This is a genomic window from Micromonospora sp. NPDC002717, from assembly GCF_040295705.1.
Taxonomy (GTDB): Bacteria; Actinomycetota; Actinomycetes; order Mycobacteriales; family Micromonosporaceae; genus Micromonospora.
On record NZ_JBEOVW010000009.1, the window covers coordinates 225515 to 248026 of the forward strand.

26 protein-coding genes are annotated in these 22512 nt (G+C 71.7%); 22 read left to right on the plus strand and 4 right to left on the minus strand.

Translation table 11 applies throughout. From position 1 onward, the window contains the following. Positions 1 to 2 precede the first annotated feature (2 nt). Positions 3 to 254 carry a hypothetical protein gene (locus ABT006_RS16360; protein WP_350707089.1) on the minus strand — a complete coding sequence of 84 codons (252 nt, stop codon included), beginning with the start codon at positions 252 to 254 and terminating at the stop codon, positions 3 to 5. Positions 255 to 345: 91 nt separating this feature from the next. On the opposite strand from ABT006_RS16360, the gene ABT006_RS16365 reads away from it, so the two are divergent. Next, positions 346 to 912: an HD domain-containing protein gene (locus ABT006_RS16365; RefSeq protein WP_350707091.1), complete on the plus strand. Its 567-nt coding sequence runs from the start codon at positions 346 to 348 to the stop codon at positions 910 to 912. Here the strand turns inward: ABT006_RS16365 and ABT006_RS16370 are convergent. Both ABT006_RS16370 and ABT006_RS16375 read right to left on the minus strand, forming a co-directional pair. Further along, positions 900 to 1370 (minus strand): NUDIX domain-containing protein, encoded by a 471-nt coding sequence (locus ABT006_RS16370; RefSeq protein ID WP_350707093.1) that lies wholly within the window; start codon positions 1368 to 1370, stop codon positions 900 to 902. The two genes, ABT006_RS16365 and ABT006_RS16370, sit on opposite strands and share 13 nt — an antisense overlap. Before the next feature lie 5 nt (positions 1371 to 1375). Further along, positions 1376 to 2134, minus strand: a complete 759-nt coding sequence (locus ABT006_RS16375; RefSeq protein ID WP_350707094.1) for an XRE family transcriptional regulator — start codon at positions 2132 to 2134, stop codon at positions 1376 to 1378. A gap of 173 nt (positions 2135 to 2307) precedes the next feature. Between ABT006_RS16375 and ABT006_RS16380 the strand changes: the two genes are divergently transcribed. The 14 genes from ABT006_RS16380 to ABT006_RS16445 all read left to right on the plus strand — a co-directional run bounded on the left by ABT006_RS16380 (position 2308) and on the right by ABT006_RS16445 (position 10977). Then, complete coding sequence (locus tag ABT006_RS16380) at positions 2308 to 2628, plus strand: hypothetical protein (protein ID WP_089021118.1); 321 nt, start codon at positions 2308 to 2310, stop codon at positions 2626 to 2628. 240 nt (positions 2629 to 2868) lie between these two features. After that, entirely contained in the window at positions 2869 to 3075 is a 207-nt protein-coding gene (locus ABT006_RS16385; protein WP_350707096.1) for a hypothetical protein, read from the plus strand. Positions 3076 to 3172: 97 nt separating this feature from the next. After that, positions 3173 to 4099 carry a hypothetical protein gene (locus ABT006_RS16390; RefSeq protein ID WP_350707191.1) on the plus strand — a complete coding sequence of 309 codons (927 nt, stop codon included), beginning with the start codon at positions 3173 to 3175 and terminating at the stop codon, positions 4097 to 4099. Between the two features lie 88 nt (positions 4100 to 4187). Next, positions 4188 to 5054 (plus strand): FtsK/SpoIIIE domain-containing protein, encoded by an 867-nt coding sequence (locus ABT006_RS16395; protein WP_350707098.1) that lies wholly within the window; start codon positions 4188 to 4190, stop codon positions 5052 to 5054. Continuing rightward, positions 5051 to 5260 (plus strand): hypothetical protein, encoded by a 210-nt coding sequence (locus tag ABT006_RS16400; protein WP_350707100.1) that lies wholly within the window; start codon positions 5051 to 5053, stop codon positions 5258 to 5260. The genes ABT006_RS16395 and ABT006_RS16400 overlap by 4 nt, the downstream gene beginning before the upstream one ends. Positions 5261 to 5348: 88 nt before the next feature. Then, positions 5349 to 5789, plus strand: coding sequence for a DUF6197 family protein (locus tag ABT006_RS16405; protein ID WP_350707102.1), 441 nt, complete (start codon positions 5349 to 5351; stop codon positions 5787 to 5789). Next, the gene (locus ABT006_RS16410; protein WP_350707103.1) at positions 5786 to 6085 is read left to right on the plus strand and encodes a hypothetical protein; all 300 of its coding nucleotides are present in this window, start codon (positions 5786 to 5788) and stop codon (positions 6083 to 6085) included. Before ABT006_RS16405 ends, ABT006_RS16410 begins: the two co-directional genes overlap by 4 nt. Beyond that, positions 6082 to 6462: an RRQRL motif-containing zinc-binding protein gene (locus tag ABT006_RS16415; RefSeq protein WP_350707105.1), complete on the plus strand. Its 381-nt coding sequence runs from the start codon at positions 6082 to 6084 to the stop codon at positions 6460 to 6462. The genes ABT006_RS16410 and ABT006_RS16415 overlap by 4 nt, the downstream gene beginning before the upstream one ends. Continuing rightward, a complete protein-coding gene (locus ABT006_RS16420; protein ID WP_350707106.1) occupies positions 6462 to 6749 on the plus strand; it encodes a hypothetical protein in 288 nt (95 codons plus the stop codon). The genes ABT006_RS16415 and ABT006_RS16420 overlap by 1 nt, the downstream gene beginning before the upstream one ends. Then, on the plus strand, positions 6746 to 7489 hold the full coding sequence (locus ABT006_RS16425; RefSeq protein ID WP_350707108.1) for a hypothetical protein: 744 nt from the start codon (positions 6746 to 6748) through the stop codon (positions 7487 to 7489). The genes ABT006_RS16420 and ABT006_RS16425 overlap by 4 nt, the downstream gene beginning before the upstream one ends. Continuing rightward, positions 7486 to 7749: a hypothetical protein gene (locus tag ABT006_RS16430; protein WP_350707109.1), complete on the plus strand. Its 264-nt coding sequence runs from the start codon at positions 7486 to 7488 to the stop codon at positions 7747 to 7749. Before ABT006_RS16425 ends, ABT006_RS16430 begins: the two co-directional genes overlap by 4 nt. After that, complete coding sequence (locus ABT006_RS16435) at positions 7749 to 9530, plus strand: replication initiator (protein ID WP_350707111.1); 1782 nt, start codon at positions 7749 to 7751, stop codon at positions 9528 to 9530. The genes ABT006_RS16430 and ABT006_RS16435 overlap by 1 nt, the downstream gene beginning before the upstream one ends. A 15-nt stretch (positions 9531 to 9545) precedes the next feature. Next, positions 9546 to 9752 (plus strand): helix-turn-helix domain-containing protein, encoded by a 207-nt coding sequence (locus ABT006_RS16440; protein ID WP_350707113.1) that lies wholly within the window; start codon positions 9546 to 9548, stop codon positions 9750 to 9752. Position 9753: 1 nt separating this feature from the next. Next, entirely contained in the window at positions 9754 to 10977 is a 1224-nt protein-coding gene (locus ABT006_RS16445) for a tyrosine-type recombinase/integrase (protein ID WP_350707115.1), read from the plus strand. A gap of 122 nt (positions 10978 to 11099) precedes the next feature. Here the strand turns inward: ABT006_RS16445 and ABT006_RS16450 are convergent, their stop codons facing one another. Then, positions 11100 to 13475 carry a M28 family peptidase gene (locus ABT006_RS16450; RefSeq protein ID WP_350707117.1) on the minus strand — a complete coding sequence of 792 codons (2376 nt, stop codon included), beginning with the start codon at positions 13473 to 13475 and terminating at the stop codon, positions 11100 to 11102. A gap of 299 nt (positions 13476 to 13774) precedes the next feature. Here ABT006_RS16450 and ABT006_RS16455 point away from each other — a divergent pair, with 299 nt between their 5' ends. The 7 genes from ABT006_RS16455 (at position 13775) to ABT006_RS16485 (ending at position 22489) form a co-directional block, all read left to right on the plus strand. Beyond that, positions 13775 to 14953, plus strand: coding sequence for a PP2C family protein-serine/threonine phosphatase (locus ABT006_RS16455; protein ID WP_350707119.1), 1179 nt, complete (start codon positions 13775 to 13777; stop codon positions 14951 to 14953). After that, the gene (locus ABT006_RS16460; RefSeq protein WP_350707121.1) at positions 14950 to 16695 is read left to right on the plus strand and encodes a sensor histidine kinase; all 1746 of its coding nucleotides are present in this window, start codon (positions 14950 to 14952) and stop codon (positions 16693 to 16695) included. The genes ABT006_RS16455 and ABT006_RS16460 overlap by 4 nt, the downstream gene beginning before the upstream one ends. Next, a complete protein-coding gene (locus ABT006_RS16465; RefSeq protein ID WP_091102297.1) occupies positions 16692 to 17144 on the plus strand; it encodes a response regulator in 453 nt (150 codons plus the stop codon). The genes ABT006_RS16460 and ABT006_RS16465 overlap by 4 nt, the downstream gene beginning before the upstream one ends. Beyond that, entirely contained in the window at positions 17137 to 17949 is an 813-nt protein-coding gene (locus tag ABT006_RS16470) for an inositol monophosphatase family protein (protein WP_350707123.1), read from the plus strand. Before ABT006_RS16465 ends, ABT006_RS16470 begins: the two co-directional genes overlap by 8 nt. Positions 17950 to 18140: 191 nt before the next feature. Further along, complete coding sequence (locus tag ABT006_RS16475) at positions 18141 to 19211, plus strand: coiled-coil domain-containing protein (RefSeq protein ID WP_466022514.1); 1071 nt, start codon at positions 18141 to 18143, stop codon at positions 19209 to 19211. Positions 19212 to 19247: 36 nt separating this feature from the next. Beyond that, positions 19248 to 20801, plus strand: a complete 1554-nt coding sequence (locus tag ABT006_RS16480; protein ID WP_350707127.1) for a fused MFS/spermidine synthase — start codon at positions 19248 to 19250, stop codon at positions 20799 to 20801. 71 nt (positions 20802 to 20872) lie between these two features. After that, complete coding sequence (locus tag ABT006_RS16485; RefSeq protein ID WP_350707129.1) at positions 20873 to 22489, plus strand: serine/threonine-protein kinase; 1617 nt, start codon at positions 20873 to 20875, stop codon at positions 22487 to 22489. Positions 22490 to 22512: the final 23 nt, after the last annotated feature.

Here is a 22512-nt window from a genome sequence, read left to right on the forward strand (position 1 = left end):
CCTCAGATCGGAGGCTGTGTCGCTGCGTCGCCGCCCTGCTCGCGCCACTGGCCGCCGTCGGCCTGGACGAGACGCCGGACCATCGAGCGGGCGTCGTCCTCGGTGTCGAACTGCCACCGGAGCACCTTGCCCGTCTCCGAGTCGCCGGCCCTGGCCACGACGTGCCAGCGGACCTCGCGGGCTAGCCACACATCACGGCGGGTCAGCCTTCCCCACACCCCGTTCCACCAGCGCCCGACCAGTTCCCGTGCCACGCGGTGATCGTACATACGTACGAGACCGCTCGGTTCATGTCCGGCCTGATAGACGACTGCGCCCCGATCGGACCCTCCGTAGGCTGACCGCATGTCCGCCCTCATCGACACCGCTCGGGATATTGCGCGTCGCCAGCTAGAGGCGGTGTTGCCCCGCCGCTGGAGTCACGTCCAGGCCGTGGCCGCCAAGGCTCATCGTGTCTGTGCGGCCGTTCGTGAGGAGGACCGCGATGTGTTGGTCGCATCCGCGTGGCTGCACGACGTCGGCTACAGCCCGGACCTGGTCGACACCGGCTTCCACTCTCTGGACGGCGGACGATGGCTCAGGCGGGAGCACTTCGATGAGCGGATCGCGGCCCTGGTGGCGCACCACTCGTGTGCGTGGCTTGAAGCCGAAGAACGCGGGCTAGACGAGGCGTTGGCTGAGGAGTTTCCGCGGGAAGAAGGGGCTGTCGCTGACGCTCTCTGCTTCTCTGACATGACCACCGGACCGGACGGCCAGGACTTCGAGGTGCTGGAGAGGCTGGCTGAGATCCGGTCACGATACGGGCCAGAACACCTTGTTACCCGCTTCATCATCCGAGCGGAGCCAGAGATGGTGGCGGCTGTGCAACGCACGCAGTTGCGCCTTGGCGGCCGGGTGCCTCAGCCGATGTAGGGCTCTCGGCGGTCCTCGTAGCCGTGCTGGATGCGCAACAGTGTTGACGGGTGAATCGGAAGCTCCGGCAGCTCGTCACGGCTAAGCCATCGCACGTCGGATGACTCGTCGCTCGTTGCCAGCCTTCCGCCCCGAGGCTCTGCCCGGAAGCAGAGCGAGAACTGTTGGCGGACCTCGCCGTTGGAGTACTCGATGACGTGGCCGGGGTCGGAGTAGACACCGACAAGCCCCACGACTTCAACGTCGATGCCGGTCTCCTCCCGGGTCTCTCTGATCACCGTCTGCGTCACGGTCTCCCCGATCTCCTGACCGCCGCCAGGCAGGGACCAGAGGCCGTTGTCCGTGCGGTGAATCAGCAGTACGCGGCCACGGTCATCTCGCGCGAACACGGAGACGGCCACGACGATGCTGTTGGCCCTCGGCGCGTTCGGGTCGTGATAGTGCTCAGTCCTCGCCACAGGATCTAGGCTGCCACCTCGGTCTGCCCCAGCGGATACGAGGACAACAAGACCCGGTCGAAGCTGTCGGCGTAGGTCCTGAACAGATCGCCACCGGATAGCCGACGCAGGTGCATCACGGGGGCATGCGGCGCCGGGATCCCGAGGACATGCGTGTTGACCATCATCTCGTCGTCGAATCGGTAGATCGAGTTGTACAGGGTGGTCCCGTGGTACTTCACCTCAACACCTGGGGTGCCGTCGAGGCGGTCGTAGTACTGCATGACCTGCCGAATCTTGGCTGCCATGACACCAGGTGCACCCTCCTCGACACTCCTTCGCTCAATGGCTGGCTGCGCGGGATCGCCCAGCAGAATTTTCACTGCCACTCCATCGAGTGCCTTTTGTCTCAGGGTGTCGATTAGGCCGGGGTCCTGCTCGACGAGGAAGAGGCCCGCGTACGCGAGCACGTCGATCCGCTCTTCCGCCCTGTCGATGAGTCGACGCCAGACGTCGTAGGGCACCGACGACCTACGCGAGTAGAGCTGGACGACCTCGTTCTGACCGAGCCGCGACGCCTTCTCGGGCGTCACCGCGTTCGGCCACAGGTAGGACTCGCTCTCACGCACGACGGCGGCGATGGCATGCCGGTGACGCGGGTACGGCGTCCGGTCCTGGGTGATCCAGCGCTCCACCGTCTTCGGGTCAACCCCGATCTTCTCGGCGACGACGGCCGGCGTCATGCCGTTCCGAAGGATGGCGTCGCGCAGTCGGTCGTTCGGCATTGGAGCCTCCCCCTGGGACGACTAGGACGCATTCACGATAACGAAGACGTCCCTAGTTGTCCACGGTGTCGGGTGGCTCGTCCCGTCGATTTCGAGAGCCTTACTGGCAGAGGTCACGAGCAAGAGTCCACCGGGGACACGCTCAAGCTGACCCAAGACACAGGAGGTCTGTTGTGAAGCTGTACGTGGACACCCAGAGCAAGCAGGTCCAGGTGACGAAGGACCCGGAGCCGAAGAACGACCAGAACGGTAACCAGCGGTCGGAGAAGAACACTGGCCGGCTCATGTGGTCGACCCAGGTCTTCGTTCTCGACGAGACCGGCGGCGAGATCATCACCATCACCACGGCGGGTGAGAAGCCGGGCGTGACGGTGGGTCAGCTCGTCGCTGTCGAGCAGTTGGAGGCCATTCCGTGGGCGACCAACGGGCGTAACGGCGTCGCGTTCCGCGCCATCTCGCTGAAGCCGAAGGCTGGTAACTCGGCGGCTAAGTAGGTCCTTTGCTCACCGTGCTGTGTGAGCTTCTGGTGTCTGACGAAGCGGCCTGAGGTCCGCTGATCCGGTCCTCTGACAGGTCCGGGAGTGGTTCTGGCTCCTACGCTCCCGGCCCTGGCAACCCACGGTTGCCGTCCCATTAGTGGCGCGGGGCCGGTACTGGCCCTGTGCCTGCCGGCCTCGCTGCCGGTTCTTCCCCTGTTTCCTCGGCCGGCTGGCCGATTCACGAGGAGGAACACCATGTTCCGTTACTACGTCTCGTTCAGTCACGAGACCCCGACTGGTTTCGGGATTCTCGCCATGGACATGTCCATGGACAAGCGCATCACCGACGCGGATGACGTCACTGTTCTCCGCGACCTGTTCATCAAGCAGGGTTACGTCAACCCTGTCGTTCTCGGTTTCTCGCCGTACGCGCAGCCGAGGACCACCACCAGCAACAGCTGATCAATCGCACGAAAAAGCGTGGGGTCGGTACTGGCTCCTACACCTGCCGACCCCACGCCCTGCAACCCATCCAGCCCATTGCTTGGGAGGACGTGTCATGTCCAAGTCTAGTCCTCGTCGGTCCTTCGGCCGGAAGTCTGCCGGCACGATCACGGTCATTGAGGCCAAGGTCCACCGGTCCTCGGCCCGTAACGCCCGGTTGGCGTTCATCCTGACGGCGGTCATCGTCGGCCTTCTCGCGGCCGTGGTGGCCGCTTCTTACATGCACCCGATTCTCGCCCTGTTCGTCGGCGTCCTCGTCGGCGTTCCTTTGGGTGGTATCGCGTGGGTGCTGGTTCGTGTGTGGCCGGTGCTGCGGCTGCTGTGGTGGTGGACCCCGGAAATCGGGATCACCACGTTTCTCGGTGCGGGCTGGGTTCAGCTCGCCAACCACACCCCGACCGTGGTGACTCTCGCGGTCGTGGTCCTGGTCGTGGGCGTCCCCGCCGCCGTCCCGGTGCTGCGCCGCCAGGTGGTGGCGTGGACGTGGTGCCTGATCGTGCGGCACCGGCTGCGCGTGTGTTTCGCGCAGTTCATCATCGCTAACCAGTCCGGCAGCCTGCCACTGATTCTGTGGGCCAAGCCCACCCCGGTCGGTGAGCGGGTCTGGGTCTACCTTCGGCCCGGCCTGTCCCTGGCCGACCTAGAGGGGCGTCTCGACCGCATCGCGGTCGCCTGCCACGCCTCCACCGCCCTGGTCGAGCGGGCCTCGGACGGCAACGCCGCGTATCTGCGGTTCGACATCAAGCGCCGCGAGGTGCTCACCGCGACGGTGGGCTCCCCGCTGCTCGACGTCATTAACCCGACCACCCCGGGAGCGGACCGGCCTTCGCCTGCCGCACCGACGGCACTGGACCTGCCCGACGTCGACGTTCCCACGGTCACCCTGCCGGCGCAGAAGAGGCCGGCCACCTCGGCCAACGGCAGTAAGCCCGCGGCGTCCTCGTCCTCCGCTGCTGAGGACGACGTCTCCGACTGGATCTAACCCCCCACACCCAAAACCGGATGCGAGGAGCTGTCTTCGGCTCGTTCGTGTGGCTCCTCGCGCCCACCAAGCCCAAGGAGGGCACACCATGACCACCACGGCACCCGCCCCCGCTGCGGGGGTTCCGGTGGGGCCTGGCCTGTCGATGTTCGACCCCATCTTCGTGGGCATCGACGAGTTCGGTCAGCCCGTCTACATCACCCTCGCCTACCGCAACCTCCTCGCCGGCGGCGAACCCGGCGGAGGCAAGTCCGGTCTGCTCAACTGCATCGCCGCCCACGCGGCCCTCTCCGTCGACTCCCGCCTGGTCCTGCTCGACGGCAAGCTCGTCGAGCTGGGGCAGTGGGAAGACTGCGCGGACGCCTTCATCGGTCCCGACATCACCGAAGCCCTGACCGTCCTGCGGCGGCTCCAGGTCGTGATGAACAACCGCTACGCCTGGCTGCGCGCCCACGGGCGCCGCAAGCTCACCGCCCTCGACAACCTGACGGTCATCACCGTCCTCGTCGACGAAATCGCCTTCTACTCCGCCACCGTCGGATCGAAGCAGGAACAGGAAGAGTTCGTGGCGCTCCTGCGTGACCTCGTCGCCCGGGGCCGCGCCGCCGGCATCCCGGTCGTCGCCGCCACCCAGCGGCCGTCCTTCGACATCATCCCCACCAGCCTGCGGGACCTGTTCGGCTACCGGGCCGCGTTCCGCTGCACCACCCCCAACAGCTCGAACATCGTGCTCGGGCACGGCTGGGCCGAGCAGGGCTACTCCGCCACCGACATCCAGCCCACCAACCAGGGCGCGGCCTACCTCATCGCCGAAGGCGGTGTCCCCCGCCGCATCAAGGTCGCCTACCTCACCGACGGCCAGATCGCCGGCATCGCCGACTACGCCGCCTGGATCCGCCGACCCAACCGGCTCACCACCCCCGCCACCGCGGCAGACCTGGGGGTGGCGGCATGACCACCCGCGAACGCGCCTACGCCAAGGCGAACAACCAGCGGGCCGCCCAATACACCGAAATGTGGATCGTCGGCAGTCCCGAGGACCTGGCCGTGATGATCCAGGCCGCCTCCCGCACGGGCCGGCTCGTCTACGTCTCCGCACCCCACCAGATGGGCGGCGACGACACCCGCCACCGCCGCTACCTGCGGCTCCGCTCCAACTGATCGGCCGACAGGACCGGACCACGCCTGGCAGCAAATGCCGGTCCTGCCGACCACCAACCAACAGCCCTACCGAAAGGACGTGGCTGCCATGAAGGCTACCCACAACCCACCCACCGCAGTAGCGGTCACACCTGCTGACCTGCTGCGGATGGCTGCCCTCTACCTGCGCCGGCACGGCTGGCACCAGGGCACCTACTACGCCAAGAACACCGACACCCTCACCCCGCCGGCCTGCGCCGTCGGGGCCATCGGCATGGCCGCCGCCGGCCGTCCTCTCCTTCACCCGGTCATGCTCACTCAGGCCGACGAGGGCACCTACCACCGCGCCATCGCCGCGCTCGTCGACTACCTCGACGACTACGCGCCGGTCTTCCACGTCGACGAAGACGGCTACCTGCTCGACGAGCACACCTCCCCGTACTCGTGGAACGACGACCCGGCCCGCACCGCCGAGCAGGTCATCACCGCCCTCCTGGCGGCTGCTGACGAGTGGGACCGCCTCCACACCCAGGGAGGCGAGAACCGATGAACACCGTCAAGAAGTCCTTGACGCCTGTCCGTCCGGTGCAGCGGCGTCGGGAGGTCGTCGAGAACGACGAGTTCGCCGCCTTCGCCCGGCGCATCATCCGCGCCCACGGCCGCCGCGTCGCCACTGGCGATGTTGAAGCCCTCCGCGACCTCACCGCCCTGTCGGCGGTCATTGATCAGGCCATCACTGAGGCCGTGGTCGGGCTGCGGGCCTTTGGCTACTCCTGGGCCGAGATCGGCTCCCGTCTCGGCATCTCCCGGCAGGCCGCCCAGCAGCGCTGGGGAGGTCAGTCATGACCACCCTCGCTGAGGCCCCCATCGGTCTGGCGGTCGAGTTCTACGACCCGTCCGGCACCCGCTACGGGTTCCCCACCTTCCCCTACCTCACCGCACCCGCCGGCCTGGCTACCCGCCGGCAACTGCGCGCTGCCGGCCTCCGACCCGGAGGACACGACCCAGTCGCGCAAATCCTGTGGCGGCGCGGCAAGCGCGTCGCCTACCTCTACCGCCTCGACCTCGCCCAACCAAAGCGCACCGCCACCCCCGCGCAGCGGGAGGCCATCGCCAAAGCGCTCCGCGCCCGCCGGACCTGCCGCGTCTGCGGGCTCGTGCAGCCCTACTACATCCCCCGCCGTACCGGCGGCTGCCTCGACTGCATCCCTGGAGGTGCCTGATGACCACCACGACCGTCAACGCTGCCGCCGAGCAGCGCATGACTCCCGACGACTACGCCGTCACCACCATCGCCGCTGACTTCGCCGACCACGGCCAGGCGGCCCACCGGGCGTTCCTCGCCGGCTACTACGCCGAGTCGATCCGCCTCATCCACCAAGCCCACCTCACCGACTGCACCGTCGCCGAAGGCGACGTCTGCCCCACCTGCAACGCGATCCGAGGAGGCATGGTCGGTCTGCTCGCCGCGCAGCGCACCGACACCACCGGCCGAGGTGACCGGCCGTGACCCGCGCTGACCACACCACCGGCACCCGCGTCGAGGGCGTCGTCCTGGTTCTTATCCTCCTCACCGTCGCCGGCTTCGCCGGAGCCGCCTCCTTCACCCACGTCAAGGACTGGACCCTCACCAACTCGCCGGCCGGCACCGGGGCTTGGTTCGGCTGGGCCAACGCCGTCATCTCCGAACTCGTCCCCATCGCGGCCCTGCTCACCATCCGCCGACGCCGCCGCACGGGTGCGCCGATCGGCTACCCGCTGTTCCTGCTCATCGCCGCCGCCGGCCTCTCCCTCGCCGCACAACTCGCTGTCGCCAAGCCCGGCCCGTCCGGGTGGCTCCTGTCCGCCGTCCCCGCTCTCGCCTTCATGGCTCTGGTGAAACTCGTCCTCGCCCCGACGCCGGCCCGGTCGGAGGACACCACGCCGGCCGTCGAGCCGGTCGAGCCGATCCGCGTCCAGGTGGCCGAGCAGGTCACCACCGAACCGCCGGCTGCCATCACGCCCGCACCCGAACCGACCCCGACCCCGGCCGCCGAGCCGGCCCCGGCTGTTGAGCCGGAACCCGTCACCGCCCCGGCCCCTGAGCCGGTCGACGTCCCTGCCCACCTGCTGCCCATGGCGCGGTTCGCCGCCGTGCAGCACGAACAGGCCACCGGAGCACCCATCACCCCCGCCGAGCTGGCCGACCGGCTCGACGTCGCCCCGGCCGTCGCCGGGCAGCTCCTCGCCATCGCCCGAGGTGCCCGATGACCATCCACCTCGTCGACATCGAACACATCACCCACACCTGCCCCGCCAACCCTGACGGGCACCCGTACGACACCCGCCGCACACTCGTCGACGTCACCCCCGGCGGCCCCTGCCGCACACCGGTCACCATCCGCTGCGGCAACACCACCACCCAGATTCCCTGCCACCGGCACGAGCCGGCCAAGCGCCAATGCGGCGCCTGCCGGGTCATCGTCACCGAACGCACCATCACCACCCGCACCCCTGGGGTGTCGGCTTGATGGCGTCGACGCTGGACCTCACACCCCGTGCCTCGGCCCGGGGTGTGGGCTCGAACGCCGACGTCCCGCCCGTCTACGGCTACACCGCCGCCGGGTCCGCCTTCGAACGCGCCACCCGGCCGGACTACTTCGGCTGGCTGGAACACGTCCGCGCCGCCGCCGGCTGCACCCGCCCCATCCGCCTCGCCGGCCAACTCCTCACCGTCGAGCAGAGCACCGGCCGGGTCCTGGACCAGCGGCACACCGACGGAATGCCCGACGCCGCGATCTACACCGCCTGCGGCAACCGCCGCGCCACCGTCTGCCCCTCCTGCGCCCACACGTATCAACGCGACGCGTTCCAGCTCCTGCGCGCCGGCCTCGTCGGCGGCAAAGGCGTCCCCGAAACCGTCGCCACGCATCCAGCCGTGTTCGCCACCTTTACCGCACCGTCCTTCGGGCCGGTCCACGCCCGGGTGGTCAAGCGGCACACCTGCGGCAACCGCAAGCGCTGCGACTGCCGTGCCGAACCGTGCCACGCCCGCCGCGACGTCGGCGTCTGCGCACACGGTCGCCCCGCCGTCTGCTGGGCGCGCCACGAAACGGGTGACGCCGTTCTCGGCCGGCCGCTGTGTCTGGACTGCTACGACCACGACCACCAGGTCGTCTGGAACCTCTACTCCGGGGAACTGTGGCACCGCACCAAGCAAGCCGCGCAACGCCACCTCGCCAAGCTCGCCCGCCGCCGCGGCATCCCCCGAGTCGAGGTCGTCACCGCCTCCGGCAACACCCGCAAGGTCCCACCGGTCCGGCTCTCGCCCGGGAAGGTCGCCGAACTCCAGGCGCGGGGAGCGGTCCACTTCCACGGCATCGCCCGCCTCGACGGCGTCGACCCGGCCGACCCCGACGCGATCGTCCCCCCGCCAGCCGGGTTCACCGTCGCCGATCTCGTCGACGCGCTCCAGCACGCCGCCGCACAGATCACCTTCCACACGCCGGCACACCCCGACCGGCCCGATGGCTGGCCGATCGCCTGGGGCGAGCAGGTCGACCTGCGGCCGATCAGCACCAGCGGCGAAGGTGAGGTCACCGATGGTCTGGTCGCCGGCTACCTTGCCAAGTACGCCACCAAGAGCACCGAGGCCACCGGGCACACCTCCACCCGCCTTACCGCCGACTCGATCGGGGACTACGCCGACCCCGACGGCGACCACACCGCCCGCCTCATCGACGCCTGCTGGCGCATCGGCCGACCCACCCACACCCCCACGCCGCTACTCGACCGGCCCCGCGACCACCGGCCCCGGCCCGGCTTCGTCCAGCCCTGGCAGTGCCCCGACTGCGGCACCCACACCCGCTACGCCGCCTGCCCCGTCTGCGTCGCCGCCCGTCAAGCCAGCCTTGACACCGAACCGGCGAAACCGGTCAGCACCAACCCGTACGCCCGGCTGCGGCGGTGGGCTCACATGCTCGGCTTCGGCGGCCACTTCCTGACCAAGGGCCGCCGCTACTCGGTGACGTTCCGACTCCTGCGCGACAGCCGGGTGAGCTTCCGCCGGCACGAGGGCCAGGTCCACGAGCACCCTGCCGCCGGCGGCCCTCCCGTCGATCACCACGACGACGACGCCACCCTCATCGTCGGCACCCTCACCTTCGCCGGCGTCGGCTGGCACACCACCGGAGACGCCCTCCTCGCCAACACCGCCGCTGCCCTCGCCCGCGAGCGACGAACCACCGGCCGCGAAGAACTCGCCCACGAGCTCGGCACCTCTTCGGTCGGCACCGTGCCGGCTGCCGCGTAATGACCCAGACAATCAGTGAGGAGTAGACGACCAATGGCTAGGCAGGCGATCGAACCGCTGTGGACCGTCGAGGAGGTATCGGCCTACCTTGGCGTGCCCGTCGCCACGCTGTATCAGTGGCGCCACCGTCGCGTCGGCCCGCTCGCGTCTCGTGTCGGGCGGCATCTGCGCTACGACCCCGCCAACGTCCGGGCCTGGCTCATCGAGAGGCAGGCTGCTTGAGATGCCCGTCGATGATCTGTGGTATCTGACCAAGCGTGGTTCGGACGGCAAACGGCTACCCTCCAAGCGGCACGGTCGGGGAAAGCGCTGGAGGGTGCGATACGTGAATGACTCCGGCCAGCCCAAGCAGAAGCTGTTCGAGCGCAGGGCCGACGCAGACCAGTTCGACGTGAACACTCGGGCCGATGTCTTCCGGGGTCAGTACGTCGACCCTGCCGCTGGCAAGGTCACCGTGGCGGCCTACGGCGAGCAGTGGCGCAAGCACCAGTTGCATCGTGACTCGACGGCGGCGCGCGTCGAGATGACCCTTCGCGTGCATGTCGAGCCGATCCTTGGTCGGATGCAGCTTGCGCAGGTGCGCCCGTCGCATCTTCAGGCGTGGGTGAAAGACCGGGCGAAGGTGCTCGCACCATCCTCGCTGCGAGTCGTCTACCACGTGCTGGTCGGTATGTTCGAGGCGGCGACACGTGACCGGATGATCGGCCGTAGCCCGTGTGTCGGCATTCGGTTGCCAGAGATCGAGCGGGCGGAGCGGTTCATTCCCACGCCCGAGCAGGTGCACGCACTCGCTGATGCGTTCAGCGTTAGGCCAGAACCGGGCAAGCCGAGCCGGCAGCGATACGGGGCGCTGGTGTACCTGGCTGCCGGCGCCGGCCTGCGTCAGGGCGAAGCTTGGGGCCTGGAGCTGGAGCACGTCGACTTCCTGCGCCGGGAGATCCGGATCGTCCAGCAGTTGGTCACCCCGCCGGGAAAGTCGCCACGACTCGCGCCACCGAAGACTGCGACCAGTCGGCGGACCGTGGAGATGGGCCAGGTGGTCGCCGATGCGCTCGCCCGGCACATCGAACTATTCCCGCCGGTCGACGTGCACGTTGTCGATGAGACGAATCCGCGTAAGCCTGTGGCTCGCAAGGCGAAGTTGCTGTTCACGAGCGGCCGGGGTAACCCGATCCAGCGAACTGGGTGGGCGTACCCGTGGAGGAAAGCCGTGGAAGCGGTTGATGGCGTACCGGAGGGGTTCGGCTATCACGGGCTGCGCCACTACTTCGCCACACTGTTGATCCACGGCGGAGCGAGCGTGAAGACGGTTCAGATGGCGCTGGGGCATGCAACGCCGATTATCACCCTGAACACGTACGCGGGGGAGTGGCCGGAGGCGATCGACCGAACGCGAAACCTGGTCGACGGGGCTCTATCTGGCGCTCGGATGGCGGTAGGGCAGTGATGGGCCGAGCTGTGCCCAATCTGTTCCCGCGTCCTTGGATTGGCGTTGCGTCGCAGGTCAACGCGCTGGTTGCCTCCGGTTCTCACACTTCCGCTGGAAGTAGTGCCGGGACGCTCCTGCGACTAGAGGGAATAGGTGCGGGCGACGGCCAGCATCTCCGAGCTGTGCGAGCCGACCACCCCGACGTCCGGCGGGCGGGGCCGGAAGCCGGGCAGCGCGTCCAGACCGTCGCTGGCGTCCATCGCGCGCAGCGCCACCTGCCCCGCCTTCGGCGTGACGGTCAGGGTCACCTCGACGCCCTCCGGCGGCGGGGCGTGGAAGACCACGCCGAAGCCCCAGCGGCCGTCCCGGGCCTCCGCCGGCACCGACCGGCCGGCCACCTCCGCGCGCAGCACCGTCGCGGTCGCCGAGTCGACGTGCAGGGTGGCCAGGCGGACCTGGCGCTGCGGCACGAGCCGCAGGCGCAGGGTGCGCTCGGTGCCGGCGGTGGTGTCCGAGAGCACCTCCAGCTTCGGCGCGGGCAGGTTCGCCGCCTGCGCCGGACCGGCGCGCAGCTCGGCGTCACCCAGGCCGGGGAAGTCGGCGACCTCGACGACCCCGTCGACGTAGCCGTCGGTCCACGGCTGCGGGTCCTCCTCGTGGGAGAGCCAGCGGGCCTGCCCGGTGCCGGCGTCGAGGGCGTACATCAGGTGGGTGGGCGCGGGGTGCGCGGCGTCGAAGCGGTCGACGGCGAGCCCGACCCCGGCGAACACCACCGCCGCCAGCGCGGCGGCTGCGGCCGGCAGCGCGCCGAGCCGGCGGGCGCGCAGGGCGACCATGCCCCGCTGGCCGCCGGCCTGCGGGTGCAGGAGGTCGACCACCGGCAGTGCGGCCAGGCCGAGCAGCACCGCGACCAGCGCCGCGACGCCGCCCATCGCCATGCCGAGCGCCGGGAACAGCAGTACGACGGTGGGCAGCAGGACCACCACGGCCACCGCGGCGGCCAGGGTCGCCGCGACCACCGGCCACGGGCCGTCGATCCGCGCGCCCACCGCGACCAGCCCGGCCAGCGCGCCGGCCAGGGCCGGCAGGGTGACCAGGTACGCCCCGCCGGGCACCAGCACGGCGAGCAGCACCCCGAGCAGGGCCAGCCAGCCCAGCGCGCCGATCGCGAGCGCGGCCGGGCCGACCCGGCGGCGGGTCAGCGCGTACCAGGCGAACAGGACGGCGGCGGCGAGCGCCACCACGGCCAGCCGGTACCAGGTGGGCCGGTACGGGTCGAGCAGTTCGGCGTAGCCGGGGCGGACCGCGGTGACCGCCGCCCAGAGCAGTTGGGCGGCGAGCGGGGCGACCACGATCGGTGCCAGCGCCAGCCCGAACCCGGCGGCGAGCCGGCCCCCGGTGACGCGGCCACGACGCCGGGCCAGCCAGCCGAGGGTCACCACGGCGGCGAGCGCGAGCAGCGCCAGCGGCAGGGTCAGCCAGCCGGGGTAGCGGACCAGCCCGCCGGGCACCGGGAAGTAGGTGGCGTCGTGCCCGGACCCCAGCGCCGTCAGGTCGACCCGGCCGAATTCGCGGGCGAGGCCGAGGGCGTTGTCGCCGTGGTGCTGGAGGCTGGCCCGGTCCATGGCCGCCGGGGTGTCCAGCGGGGTGTGGTAGATCGCCCCGCCGTCGATGTACGCCGAGTTCAGCCCGACGAAGTCGGCGTCGAGGAACGCGGTGAAGTCGGTGTCGTTGGGCAGCGCCCGGTAGATCTCCACCGCGAACGACGTGCCGACCGGGTGCGGCGCGCCCCGGCCGAAGGCCTCCACCAGCGCCGCGTTGTTCCGCGAGGTCTCGAACATGATCACCGGGCCGGTGGAGCCGCGCGCCTCCAGGTTGAGCACCACCCCGCCGTCGGCCGCCAGGGGGTGGCCCGACGCGAACGCCGACGCCCCGCACAGGCACGCCTCCTCGGCGTCGGTGAGCACGAAGACGATGTCGTTGCGCGGCCGGGGGCCGGCGGCCAGCGCGCGGGCCACCTCCAGGATCGCCGAGGTGCCGGCGGCGTCGTCGTTGCCGCCGGGCCCGGACTGGACCGAGTCGTAGTGCGCGACGAGGAAGACCCGGCCGGTCGGATCGGTGCCGGGGAGCCGGGCCACCACGTTGCGGACCCGGGCCAGGGTGGCGCCGCCGGCCGCCCCGCTGAGCTGGCCGGCCTCGGGCGCGACGGTGTCCTGCACCTCCGTCTCCAGGCCGAGGCCGCGCAGCACCCCCTCGACGTGGGCGCGGACCTGGTCGTTGGCCGGGCTGCCGGCCACGTGCGTGCGCGCCGCGACGACCTTGACGTGCTCGTACGCCCGGCCCGCGCTGAACTCGCCGGGCGGCGCGTCGGCCGGTCGCGGCGCCGGGGTGCGCAGGTCGAGCAGCGTGCCGGCGCCGACGGCGACGAGCGCGACGAGCGCCGCCGCGGCGGCGGCCAACCGGCGGCGTGGCCGGGCGAGCGCGCGGTCGGCGGCGCGGGTGGTGGGTGCGCCCACGGGGACTCCTCGGGGGTGGGGCCAGGGGTGGCACCAATCCTGCACCGGGGCGGCGCCCGCGGGACTCCCCCGGACGGGCGGGGCAGCGCCCGGGCCGCCCGGCGGGCAGTGATCCGGCCCATGCCCGCGCCTGCGGCGCCCGTCGTGTTGTGTGCGAACGTTGTCTAATACAGGATCAGCAGGGCACTCGGAAGGAGCCCGACATCACCAGCGATCTCCCTCGTCTCGCGGCGGTGACCCGGTCGCACCGGGGGGCCGGCTCGGCCGGTTCTCCTGTCGTGCCGTACCCGCACGGCGGGATGGGGAGGCACCCCAACCTGCCTCCGGGTGAGCGGCTGCGGGTGCTGCTGGTCGAGGACGACGAGGGCGACGCCTTCCTGGTCGGCGAGCTGCTCGCCGAGACCAACTCCATGATCGAGCTGCTGGTGGCGACGAGCCTCAGCGAGGCCCGGCGGCGGGTGGTGGGCGTCGACTGCGTCCTGCTCGACCTCGGCCTGCCCGACGCGCAGGGCCTCGACGGCCTGCGCCAGGTGCTGGAGATGGCCAGCGGCGCCGCGGTCTGCGTGCTGACCGGCCGCTCCGACGAGCACCTCGGCATCGTCGCGGTCGCCGAGGGCGCGCAGGACTACCTGGTCAAGGGCGAGGTCGACGGGGTGCTGCTGACCCGGGCGCTGCGCTACGCGGTGGAGCGCAAGCGGGCCGACGAGAACGCGCGGCGGCTGCGCGAGGTCGAACTGCGCCAGGCCGAGTCCGCCCGCCTCGAACGGGGCCTGCTGCCGCAGCCGCTGATGACGACCGACGAGGTCGCGGTGCACACCTTCTACCGGCCCGGCCGGCACGCCGCCCTGATCGGCGGCGACTTCTTCGACGTGGTGCAGACGAGCCCCGACCGGCTGGAGCTGATCGTCGGCGACGTCTGTGGGCACGGCGTGGACGAGGCGGCGCTCGGCGTGGAGCTGCGGGTCGCCTGGCGGGCGTTGATCCTCGCCGGCGTGCCGGACGACGAGGTGCTGCCGGCGTTGGAGCAGGTGCTGATGAGCGAGCGCCGCCTCCAGGAGATCTTCGCGACCGTCGCCACCGCGCGGCTGGACCTCGACGCCAACCGGGCCACCGTCCGGCTGGCCGGGCACCCGCCGCCGCTGCTGCTCGCCGGCGGCAAGGTGGTGCCCGTTCCGGCGCCCGGCGGCCTGCTGCTCGGCGTGCGACCCCGCCGGCCCGTGGCCTACGACCTGGAGTTCGACACCGATGACTGGTCCCTGTTGATGTACACCGACGGGCTGATCGAGGGGCGGGTCGGCGAGGGCGACGAACGCCTCGACGTGCCCGGCCTGGGCGGCCTGCTCGCCGACCCGGCGAGCCTCGACGTGCCGCTGGCCGGGCTGCCGGCCTGGCTGGTCGAGAGCGCCGAGCAGCTCAACGGCGGGCCGCTCGCCGACGACGTCGCCATGCTGCTGGTCAGCCGGGGCGGTGGCCGGTGACCGGAGTCCGCGAGTGGACCCTGCGTCAGCGGGTCGTCACCCTGCTCGCCGTCGTCGCGGTGCTCCTGGTCGGCCTGGCCGGTGGCGCGGTCGTCGTGGCGGCGAAGAACCGGACGCACATCGACGCGATCCTGAACAAGACCGGCCCGCTGCGGGTGCAGGCGCAGGAGGTGCTGAACGCGCTGCTGGACCAGGAGACCTCCGTCCGCGGCTTCGCGGTCAGCGGTGACCCGGCCGACCTGGCCCCGTACGACGCCGGCCGGGCGCGGGAGCGGGAGCTGGTCGCCGAGATGCAGCCACTGCTTCGCGACTACCCCGGGATCCGGGAGCAGCTGCGGGTCGTCGAGGAGCGGGCCGAGGCCTGGCGCCAGTCGGTGGCGGTGCCCGTGATCACCACGACGGAGCAGAGCGGCACCGCCGCCGGGCAGGCGCTCGTCACCGACCAGGCCCGGGCGCAGTTCGACCAGGTCCGCGGCGCCCTGGACAACCTCGAGTCCGAGATCCTCGAGGCCCGGCAGCAGAGCGCCGAGGACGTCCGGCGGACGAGCGACCTGCTGGTCGTCCTGCTGATCGCCGCCCTGGCGGTGGTGGTCATCGCCGGCAGCATGCTGCTGATCTCGCTGGACAAGATGGTGGTCCGTCCGCTGACCGGGCTGGCCGACCAGGTCCGGGAGGTCGCCGAGGGCGACTATCGGCACGGCATCGTCGGTGCCGGCCCGCCCGAGTTCGTCCGGCTCGCCGGCGACGTCGACGCCATGCGGCGCAAGATCGCCAAGGAGCTGGACGAGGTACGGGAGGCCCGGGAGCGGATCGAGTGGGTCAACAGCCAGCTCCAGAAACAGGCCGAGGAACTCACCCGCTCCAACCGCGACCTGGAGCAGTTCGCGTACGTCGCCTCGCACGACCTGCAGGAGCCGCTGCGCAAGGTGGCCAGCTTCTGCCAGCTCCTCCAGCGCCGGTACGCGGGGCAGTTGGACGAGCGGGCCGACCAGTACATCGCGTTCGCCGTCGACGGTGCGCAGCGGATGCAGCGCCTGATCAACGACCTGCTGGCGTTCTCCCGGATCGGTCGGCTCACCACCGGCTTCACCGAGGTCGACATGAACAAGGTCATGGGCGACGTGGCCGGCCAGACCGAGGCCGCCCGGCAGTACGCCGACGCCGAGCTGACCTGGGGCGAGCTGCCGGTCGTCCGCGGCGAGGAGCCGCTGCTGACCAACCTGCTGGCCAACCTCGTCAGCAACTCGATCAAGTTCCGCCGTCCCGACGTGCCGCCGAAGGTGCACGTCTCGGCCCGGCTGGTCGGCGACGAGTGGGAGATCAGCTGCCAGGACAACGGCATCGGGATCGAGCCGGAGTTCGCCGACAAGATCTTCGTCATCTTCCAGCGGCTGCACGCCAAGGACGCGTACCCGGGCACCGGGATCGGCCTGGCGATCGTCAAGAAGATCGTGGAGTACCACGGCGGCCGGGTCTGGGTGGACACCGGCACCGAGGAGGGCACCGCGATCCGCTTCACCCTCCCCGCCCTGCCCGAGGACGTCGAGGCGGCGACCGCCGCCGCTGCCGACGCCGACGGGCCGGTGGCCGGCGACGGCACGAGCGGGGCCGGGGACGACGGCGGGGCGACGGGCGTGCCGGAGCAGGCCGCTGGTTCCGGCGACGAGACGGACGCCACGGACGGCCCCGACCGGGCGCCGGCAGGCGGTAGAACGGGTGACATGAGGGAGACGGTGGGATGACCGCGCCGGCGGACGGCAAGAGCCCGATCGAGGTCCTGCTGGTCGAGGACGACCCGGGCGACGTGTTGATGACCCAGGAGGCGTTCGAGGAGCACAAGCTCCGCAACCGGCTGACCGTCGTCTCGGACGGCGCCGAGGCGCTGGCCTACCTGCGGCGCGAGGGCCAGTACGCGGACGCGGTGACCCCGGACCTGGTCCTGCTCGACCTGAACCTGCCCCGCCGGGACGGGCGGGAGGTGCTGGAGGAGATCAAGAAGGACGAGCAGCTCTGCCGGATCCCGGTCGTGGTGCTGACCACCTCCCAGGCCGACGAGGACATCCTGCGCAGCTACCAGCTGCACGCGAACGCGTACGTGACCAAGCCGGTTGACTTCGAGCGGTTCATCTCCGTGGTCCGGCAGATCGACGAGTTCTTCGTCAGCGTGGTCAAGCTGCCGCCGCGTGGCTGACACCCTCCTCGACGACGTCGGTGGGCTGCTGCACGAGACCGCCGACCAGGTCGTGCTGCCGCTGTTCCGCAAGCTGGACGACGCCGACGTCACCGAGAAGGCGCCGGGCGAGCTGGTCACCGTCGCCGACCGCCGCGCCGAGGAGATGATCTCGGCGGCCCTGCGCCGGCTGCGCCCAGGCTCGGTGGTGGTCGGCGAGGAGGGCGTCGCCGACGACCCCGGCCTGCTGCGCCACCTGCGCGGGTCCGGCGACGTCTGGCTGGTCGACCCGATCGACGGCACGTCGAACTTCGCGGCCGGCCGGCGGCCGTTCGCGCTGATGGTGGCGCTGCTGACCGACGGCGAGCCGACGGCCGCCTGGGTGTTCGACCCGCTCGCCGGCACGCTGGCCGTCGCGCGGGCGGGTGAGGGGACGTGGCTGGACGGCCGGCCGGTGCGGACCGGCGTGGACACGCCGCCCGTGGACGCGCTGCGCGGTGCCGCGATGTCGCGGTTCCTGCCGCCGGCGTCGAAGGCGCGGGTCGAGGCGGGCGGCGGGCGGGTCGGCGAGCTGCTCCCCGGCCAGCACTGCGCCGGCCGGGAGTACCTGGACGTGCTCACCGGCGACCAGCAGTTCGTGCTGTTCTGGCGCACCCTGCCGTGGGACCACGCCCCCGGCACCCTGCTGGTCCGGGCGGCCGGCGGCGTCGCCCGGCGCTTCGACGGCGCCGACTACCACCCCGCGGACGAGGGCCACGGCCTGCTGGTCGCGGCGAGCGAGCGGGTCTGGGCGGAGGTCCACGAGGCGCTGCTCGGCGCTGCGTGAGGTCGATGCGACACTGCGTCGATGTTCGATGGCCGGGGCGGTCACGGGCCTGGTCACGAGCGGCCGGTCCGGTATCCTGACCGCCGGTCTCCGCCAGCAGGCCGCCGACCGGCGCCCGGCGGGGCCGCCGCCGCGCAGCGCTGCCACCCGGGGCCGGCGGCCGACGAAAGGATGCTTTCGTGCGCAGGACCATGCCCGTCGGGCGTCGCGGCCGTCGTCCGCTGATCGCCCTGTCGGCGCGGCGTGACCGCCGCCCGCTGCCCGCCCCGTCGGCCGTACGCCGTCCGCTGGTCGCCCTGCTCGTCGCGGTGGCGCTGCTCCTCGGCGGCGGCGCCGTGCCCGCGTACGCGGAGCCCAACGAGGGCGGCACCAAGAAGCTGCGCGACGCCCTGGAGGCCACCGCCAAGGCGCACATCGAGGCCAAGGCGAAGCTGGACAACTCCAAGCGCCGGCAGAAGACGCTGACGGGGCAGCTGACCACGCTGGAGGGCCGGCTGGTCGAGCTGACCGCGCAGGTCGGCGAGGTGGCCGCCCAGTCGTACCGGGTGGGCCGGCTCACCCCGACGGCGATGCTGCTCAACAGCGCCTCGCCCGAGGCGTTCCTGGAGCGGGCGGCGCACCTGGACCTGATGGCGCAGCGCGACGGCCGGCGGCTGCGCGACCTGACCGAGGCGCGCGAGCAGGCGCGGCAGGCCAAGATCGCCCTCGACGCCGAGGTCCGGGAGCAGCAGAAGCAGCTCGCGGTGATGGCGAAGAAGAAGAAGGAGGCCGAGGCGGCGCTCGCGGCGGTCAGCTCGGGCAGCAGCGGCGGCTTCAGCGGCGGGAACTCCTCCTCGGCGAAGCCCGCGCCGCGCAACCCCGACGGCTCCTGGCCCTCGGAGTCCTGCTCGGTGAACGACCCCACCACCTCCGGCTGCATCACCCCGCGCACGCTCAACGCCCTCCAGCAGACCCAGAACGCCGGCTACAAGCGGCACGTCTCCTGCTACCGCAGCGGCGGCTCCGGTGAGCATCCCAAGGGCCGGGCCTGCGACTTCTCGGCCGCCGCCGGCGGGTTCGAGGACAAGACCGCCACCGGCGGGGACAAGGCGTACGGGGACAGCCTCGCCGCCTGGCACGTGCGCAACGCCAGCCGGCTCGGCGTGCTCTACGTGATCTGGTACCGGCAGATCTGGCACCCGGGCACCGGATGGCGGGCGTACGGCGGCAGCGGCAGCCCCGCCGCCGACCACACGAACCACGTTCATCTATCGATGTACTGACCCGCGGCCCCATGTTCACTGCGTACCATCGCGCGGGTGAGCTTCCCATCGTCCGACGTCACGGCCTCTCCGGCCCGGCCGGAGAGGCCGCCCGCCAAGGCCCTGCCCAACGGGCTCGCCGCGTTCCTGGTCTTCTTCTCCAGCGGCGCCGTCCTGGTGCTGGAGACCGTCGCGCTGCGCCTGGTCGGGCCGTACGTCGGGGTGACCCTCCAGGTGACCAGCTCGGTCATCGGCATCGCGTTGGCGGCCATCGCGTACGGGGCGTGGTCGGGCGGCTGGCTGGCCGACCGGCGTAACCCGCGCACCCTGCTGGCCCCGGCACTGGTGCTGGCCGGCATCGCCACCGCGGTCACCCTGCCGGTGGTCCGGTACGCCGGCGAGGTGCTGCGCGGCGGGGCCGCCACGGCCATCCTGCTGCTCGTCGCGCTCGCCGTCTTCGTGCCGGCGGCCCTGCTCGCCGCGGTCACCCCGCTGGTCGTCAAGCTCCAGCTCGCCGACCTGCGGCGCACGGGCCAGGTGGTCGGCCGGCTCTCCGGCATCGGCACGCTGGGCGGCATCACCGCCACCCTGGGCACCGGTTTCGTGCTGGTCGCCGCGCTGCCCAGCACGGTCATCCTGTTCGCCCTGGCGGCCTCGCTCGGGCTCACCGGGCTCGGTCTCGGGGTGTGGCTGCGCCGGCAGGACCGGGCGGAGCTGCCCGGCCCGGCGCGGGCCAAGGCGGCCCTGGCCGTGCTCGGCCTCGTCGGCGCCGGGCTCACCACGGTCGCCCCGAACCCGTGCGACATCGAGACGGCCTACCACTGCGCCAGCGTCGAGGCCGACCCCGGCCGGGACTCCGGCCGCACCCTGCTGCTCAACTCGGCCCAGCACTCGTACGTGGACCTCGCCGACCCCACCCACCTGGAGTACGCGTACACGCGGTGGATCGGGGCGGTGGCCGACGTGGTGGCTCCGAAGGGGCAGCGGCTGGACGCGCTGCACCTGGGCGGCGGCGGGTTCACCGTGCCGCGCTACCTGACCGCCACCCGCCCGGGCACGGACAACGTGGTGTTCGAGATCGACGGCGGGCTGGTCGAGCTGGGCGAGCGTGAGCTGGGCGTACGCCAGGGGCCGGACCTGCGCGCGGTGGTGGGTGACGCCCGGATGCTGGTCGCGGGGGAGGCGACCGACAGCCGGGACCTCGTGGTCGGCGACGCCTTCGGACACCTGGTGGTGCCCTGGCACCTGGCCACGCGGGAGATGGCCGCCGAGATCCGTCGGGTGACCCGGCCCGGCGGCGTCTACGTACAGAACGTCATCGACTACCCGCCGCTGCGCTTCATCCGCAGCGAGCTGGCCACCGTCGCCGCCGAGTTCCGGCACGTCGCGGTGATCGCCCCGTCGGCGGCGCTCGCCGGGCAGGAGGGCGCGAACTTCCTCATCGTCGCCTCCGACGCCCCGCTGCCGTTGGACGCGATCCGCGACCGGCTGGTGGACCTGCGGGAAGGCGCCACCCTGCTCGCGGGCGCCGAGCTGACCGCCTTCGTCGGCGGGGCGCTGGTGCTGACCGACGACTACGCCCCGGTGGACCAACTCCTCGCCACCGCCTGATCGGGTGACTTCGGTGACCGATTCCGACCGCCGAGGTGTAGCCGGGGCAGTCCGGGGCAACAACGACCCCCATGGGTGGACCGATCCGGGACGGCGCGCAACTGCTGGGTGAGCGGTACCGGCTGATCGAGCAGCTCGGCGCGGGCGGCATGTCCGTCGTGTGGCGGGGCTACGACGAGGTGCTCGGCCGCCAGGTGGCGGTCAAGGTGCTCGCGTCCCGGCTGGCCAACGACCGCGCGTTCCGGCACCGCATCCGGATCGAGGCGCAGGCCGCCGCGCGGCTGTGCCACCCCAACATCACCAACGTCTACGACTACGGCGAGTCCGAGCAGGTCGGCCTGACCGTGCCGTACGTCGTCATGGAGCTGGTCGACGGCGAGTCGCTGACGGGCCGGCTGCGGCGGGGGAGCCTGCCCTGGCGGGAGGCGGTGACGATCGGCGCGGAGGTGGCCTCGGCGTTGGCCACCGCGCACGCCCGGGGCGTGGTGCACCGGGACGTCACCCCGGGCAACATCATGCTGACCACCACCGGCGTCAAGGTCGTCGACTTCGGCATCTCGGCGCTGGTGGGCGAGAAGGAGAAGGGGCCGGACGGGGCCCTGCTCGGCACGCCCGCGTACCTCGCCCCGGAGCGGCTCGACAACGGCCAGGTCTCCCCGGCCACGGACGTGTACGCGGTGGGCCTGCTGCTCTACCGGATGCTGACCGGGCGGCTGCCCTGGCAAGCGAGCACCACCACCCAGATGCTGCGCGCGCACATGTACAACGACCCGGAGCCGATGCCGTCGGTGCCGGGGCTCCCCGACGAGGTGCGCGACCTGGTGCGCCGGTGCCTGGCGAAGCGGCCCGAGGACCGGCCCGGCACCGCCGAGGTCGCCCGGACGCTCGCGGAGGCGGCCGGCATGATCGCGGCGGTGCCCGTCTCCCCGGCCGCCGGGCCCGTGGACCCGGCCGAGCTGGCCAGCGCCGGCACCACGATCCTGCCCTGGTCCGCCGCCACCGACGCGCTGCCGTTCTCGGGTACGCGCAACCGGCGGGCGGCGACGCGGCGCCGGCGGGTCGAGGCGGGGGTGGCCGCCGCCGGCCTGGTGGCGGTGACCGCGGCGCTGTGGGGGGTCACCTCCCGCAGCCCGGCCAGCGGCGGCATCGACCAGCCGACGCAGGCGCGGATGGGCGCGGAGCAGCCGGCGCCCTGCCGCGTGGCGTACACGCTGCGCAAGGACTCCGGCAAGGACTTCGCCGCCGAGCTGACCCTGACCAACACCGGCCAGCAGGAGCTGCGCGGCTGGCGGATGAGCTTCACCTTTCCCGGCCAGCAGACCGTGACGAAGTCGGTGCCCGTGCCCGTACGGCAGCAGGGCCGGACGGTGCTCGTGGAGCCGCCCCCGGAGCGGGCGTTGGCCCCCGGCGCGTCGGAGAAGTTCACGCTGACCGGCCGGCACACCGGGACCAACCCGCTGCCGGTGGAGTTCCGCCTCGGCGACGAGACCTGCGGGGTGCAGGTCTCCGGCGTGGCCGGCTCGGCGCCGAGCACCGCGCCCGCCACCAGGGCCCCGACGACCAAGACCCCGAAGACGAAGGCCGGCACCTCAGCGGGCGGCTCGAAGGCCAAGTCCGACAACTCCGGCAAGGGGAAGGGGTCGGGTGGTGGGAAGAAAGCAAGCCAGGAAAAGGGAAAGGGACGATGACGACGACTGAGCCAGCCGGGGTC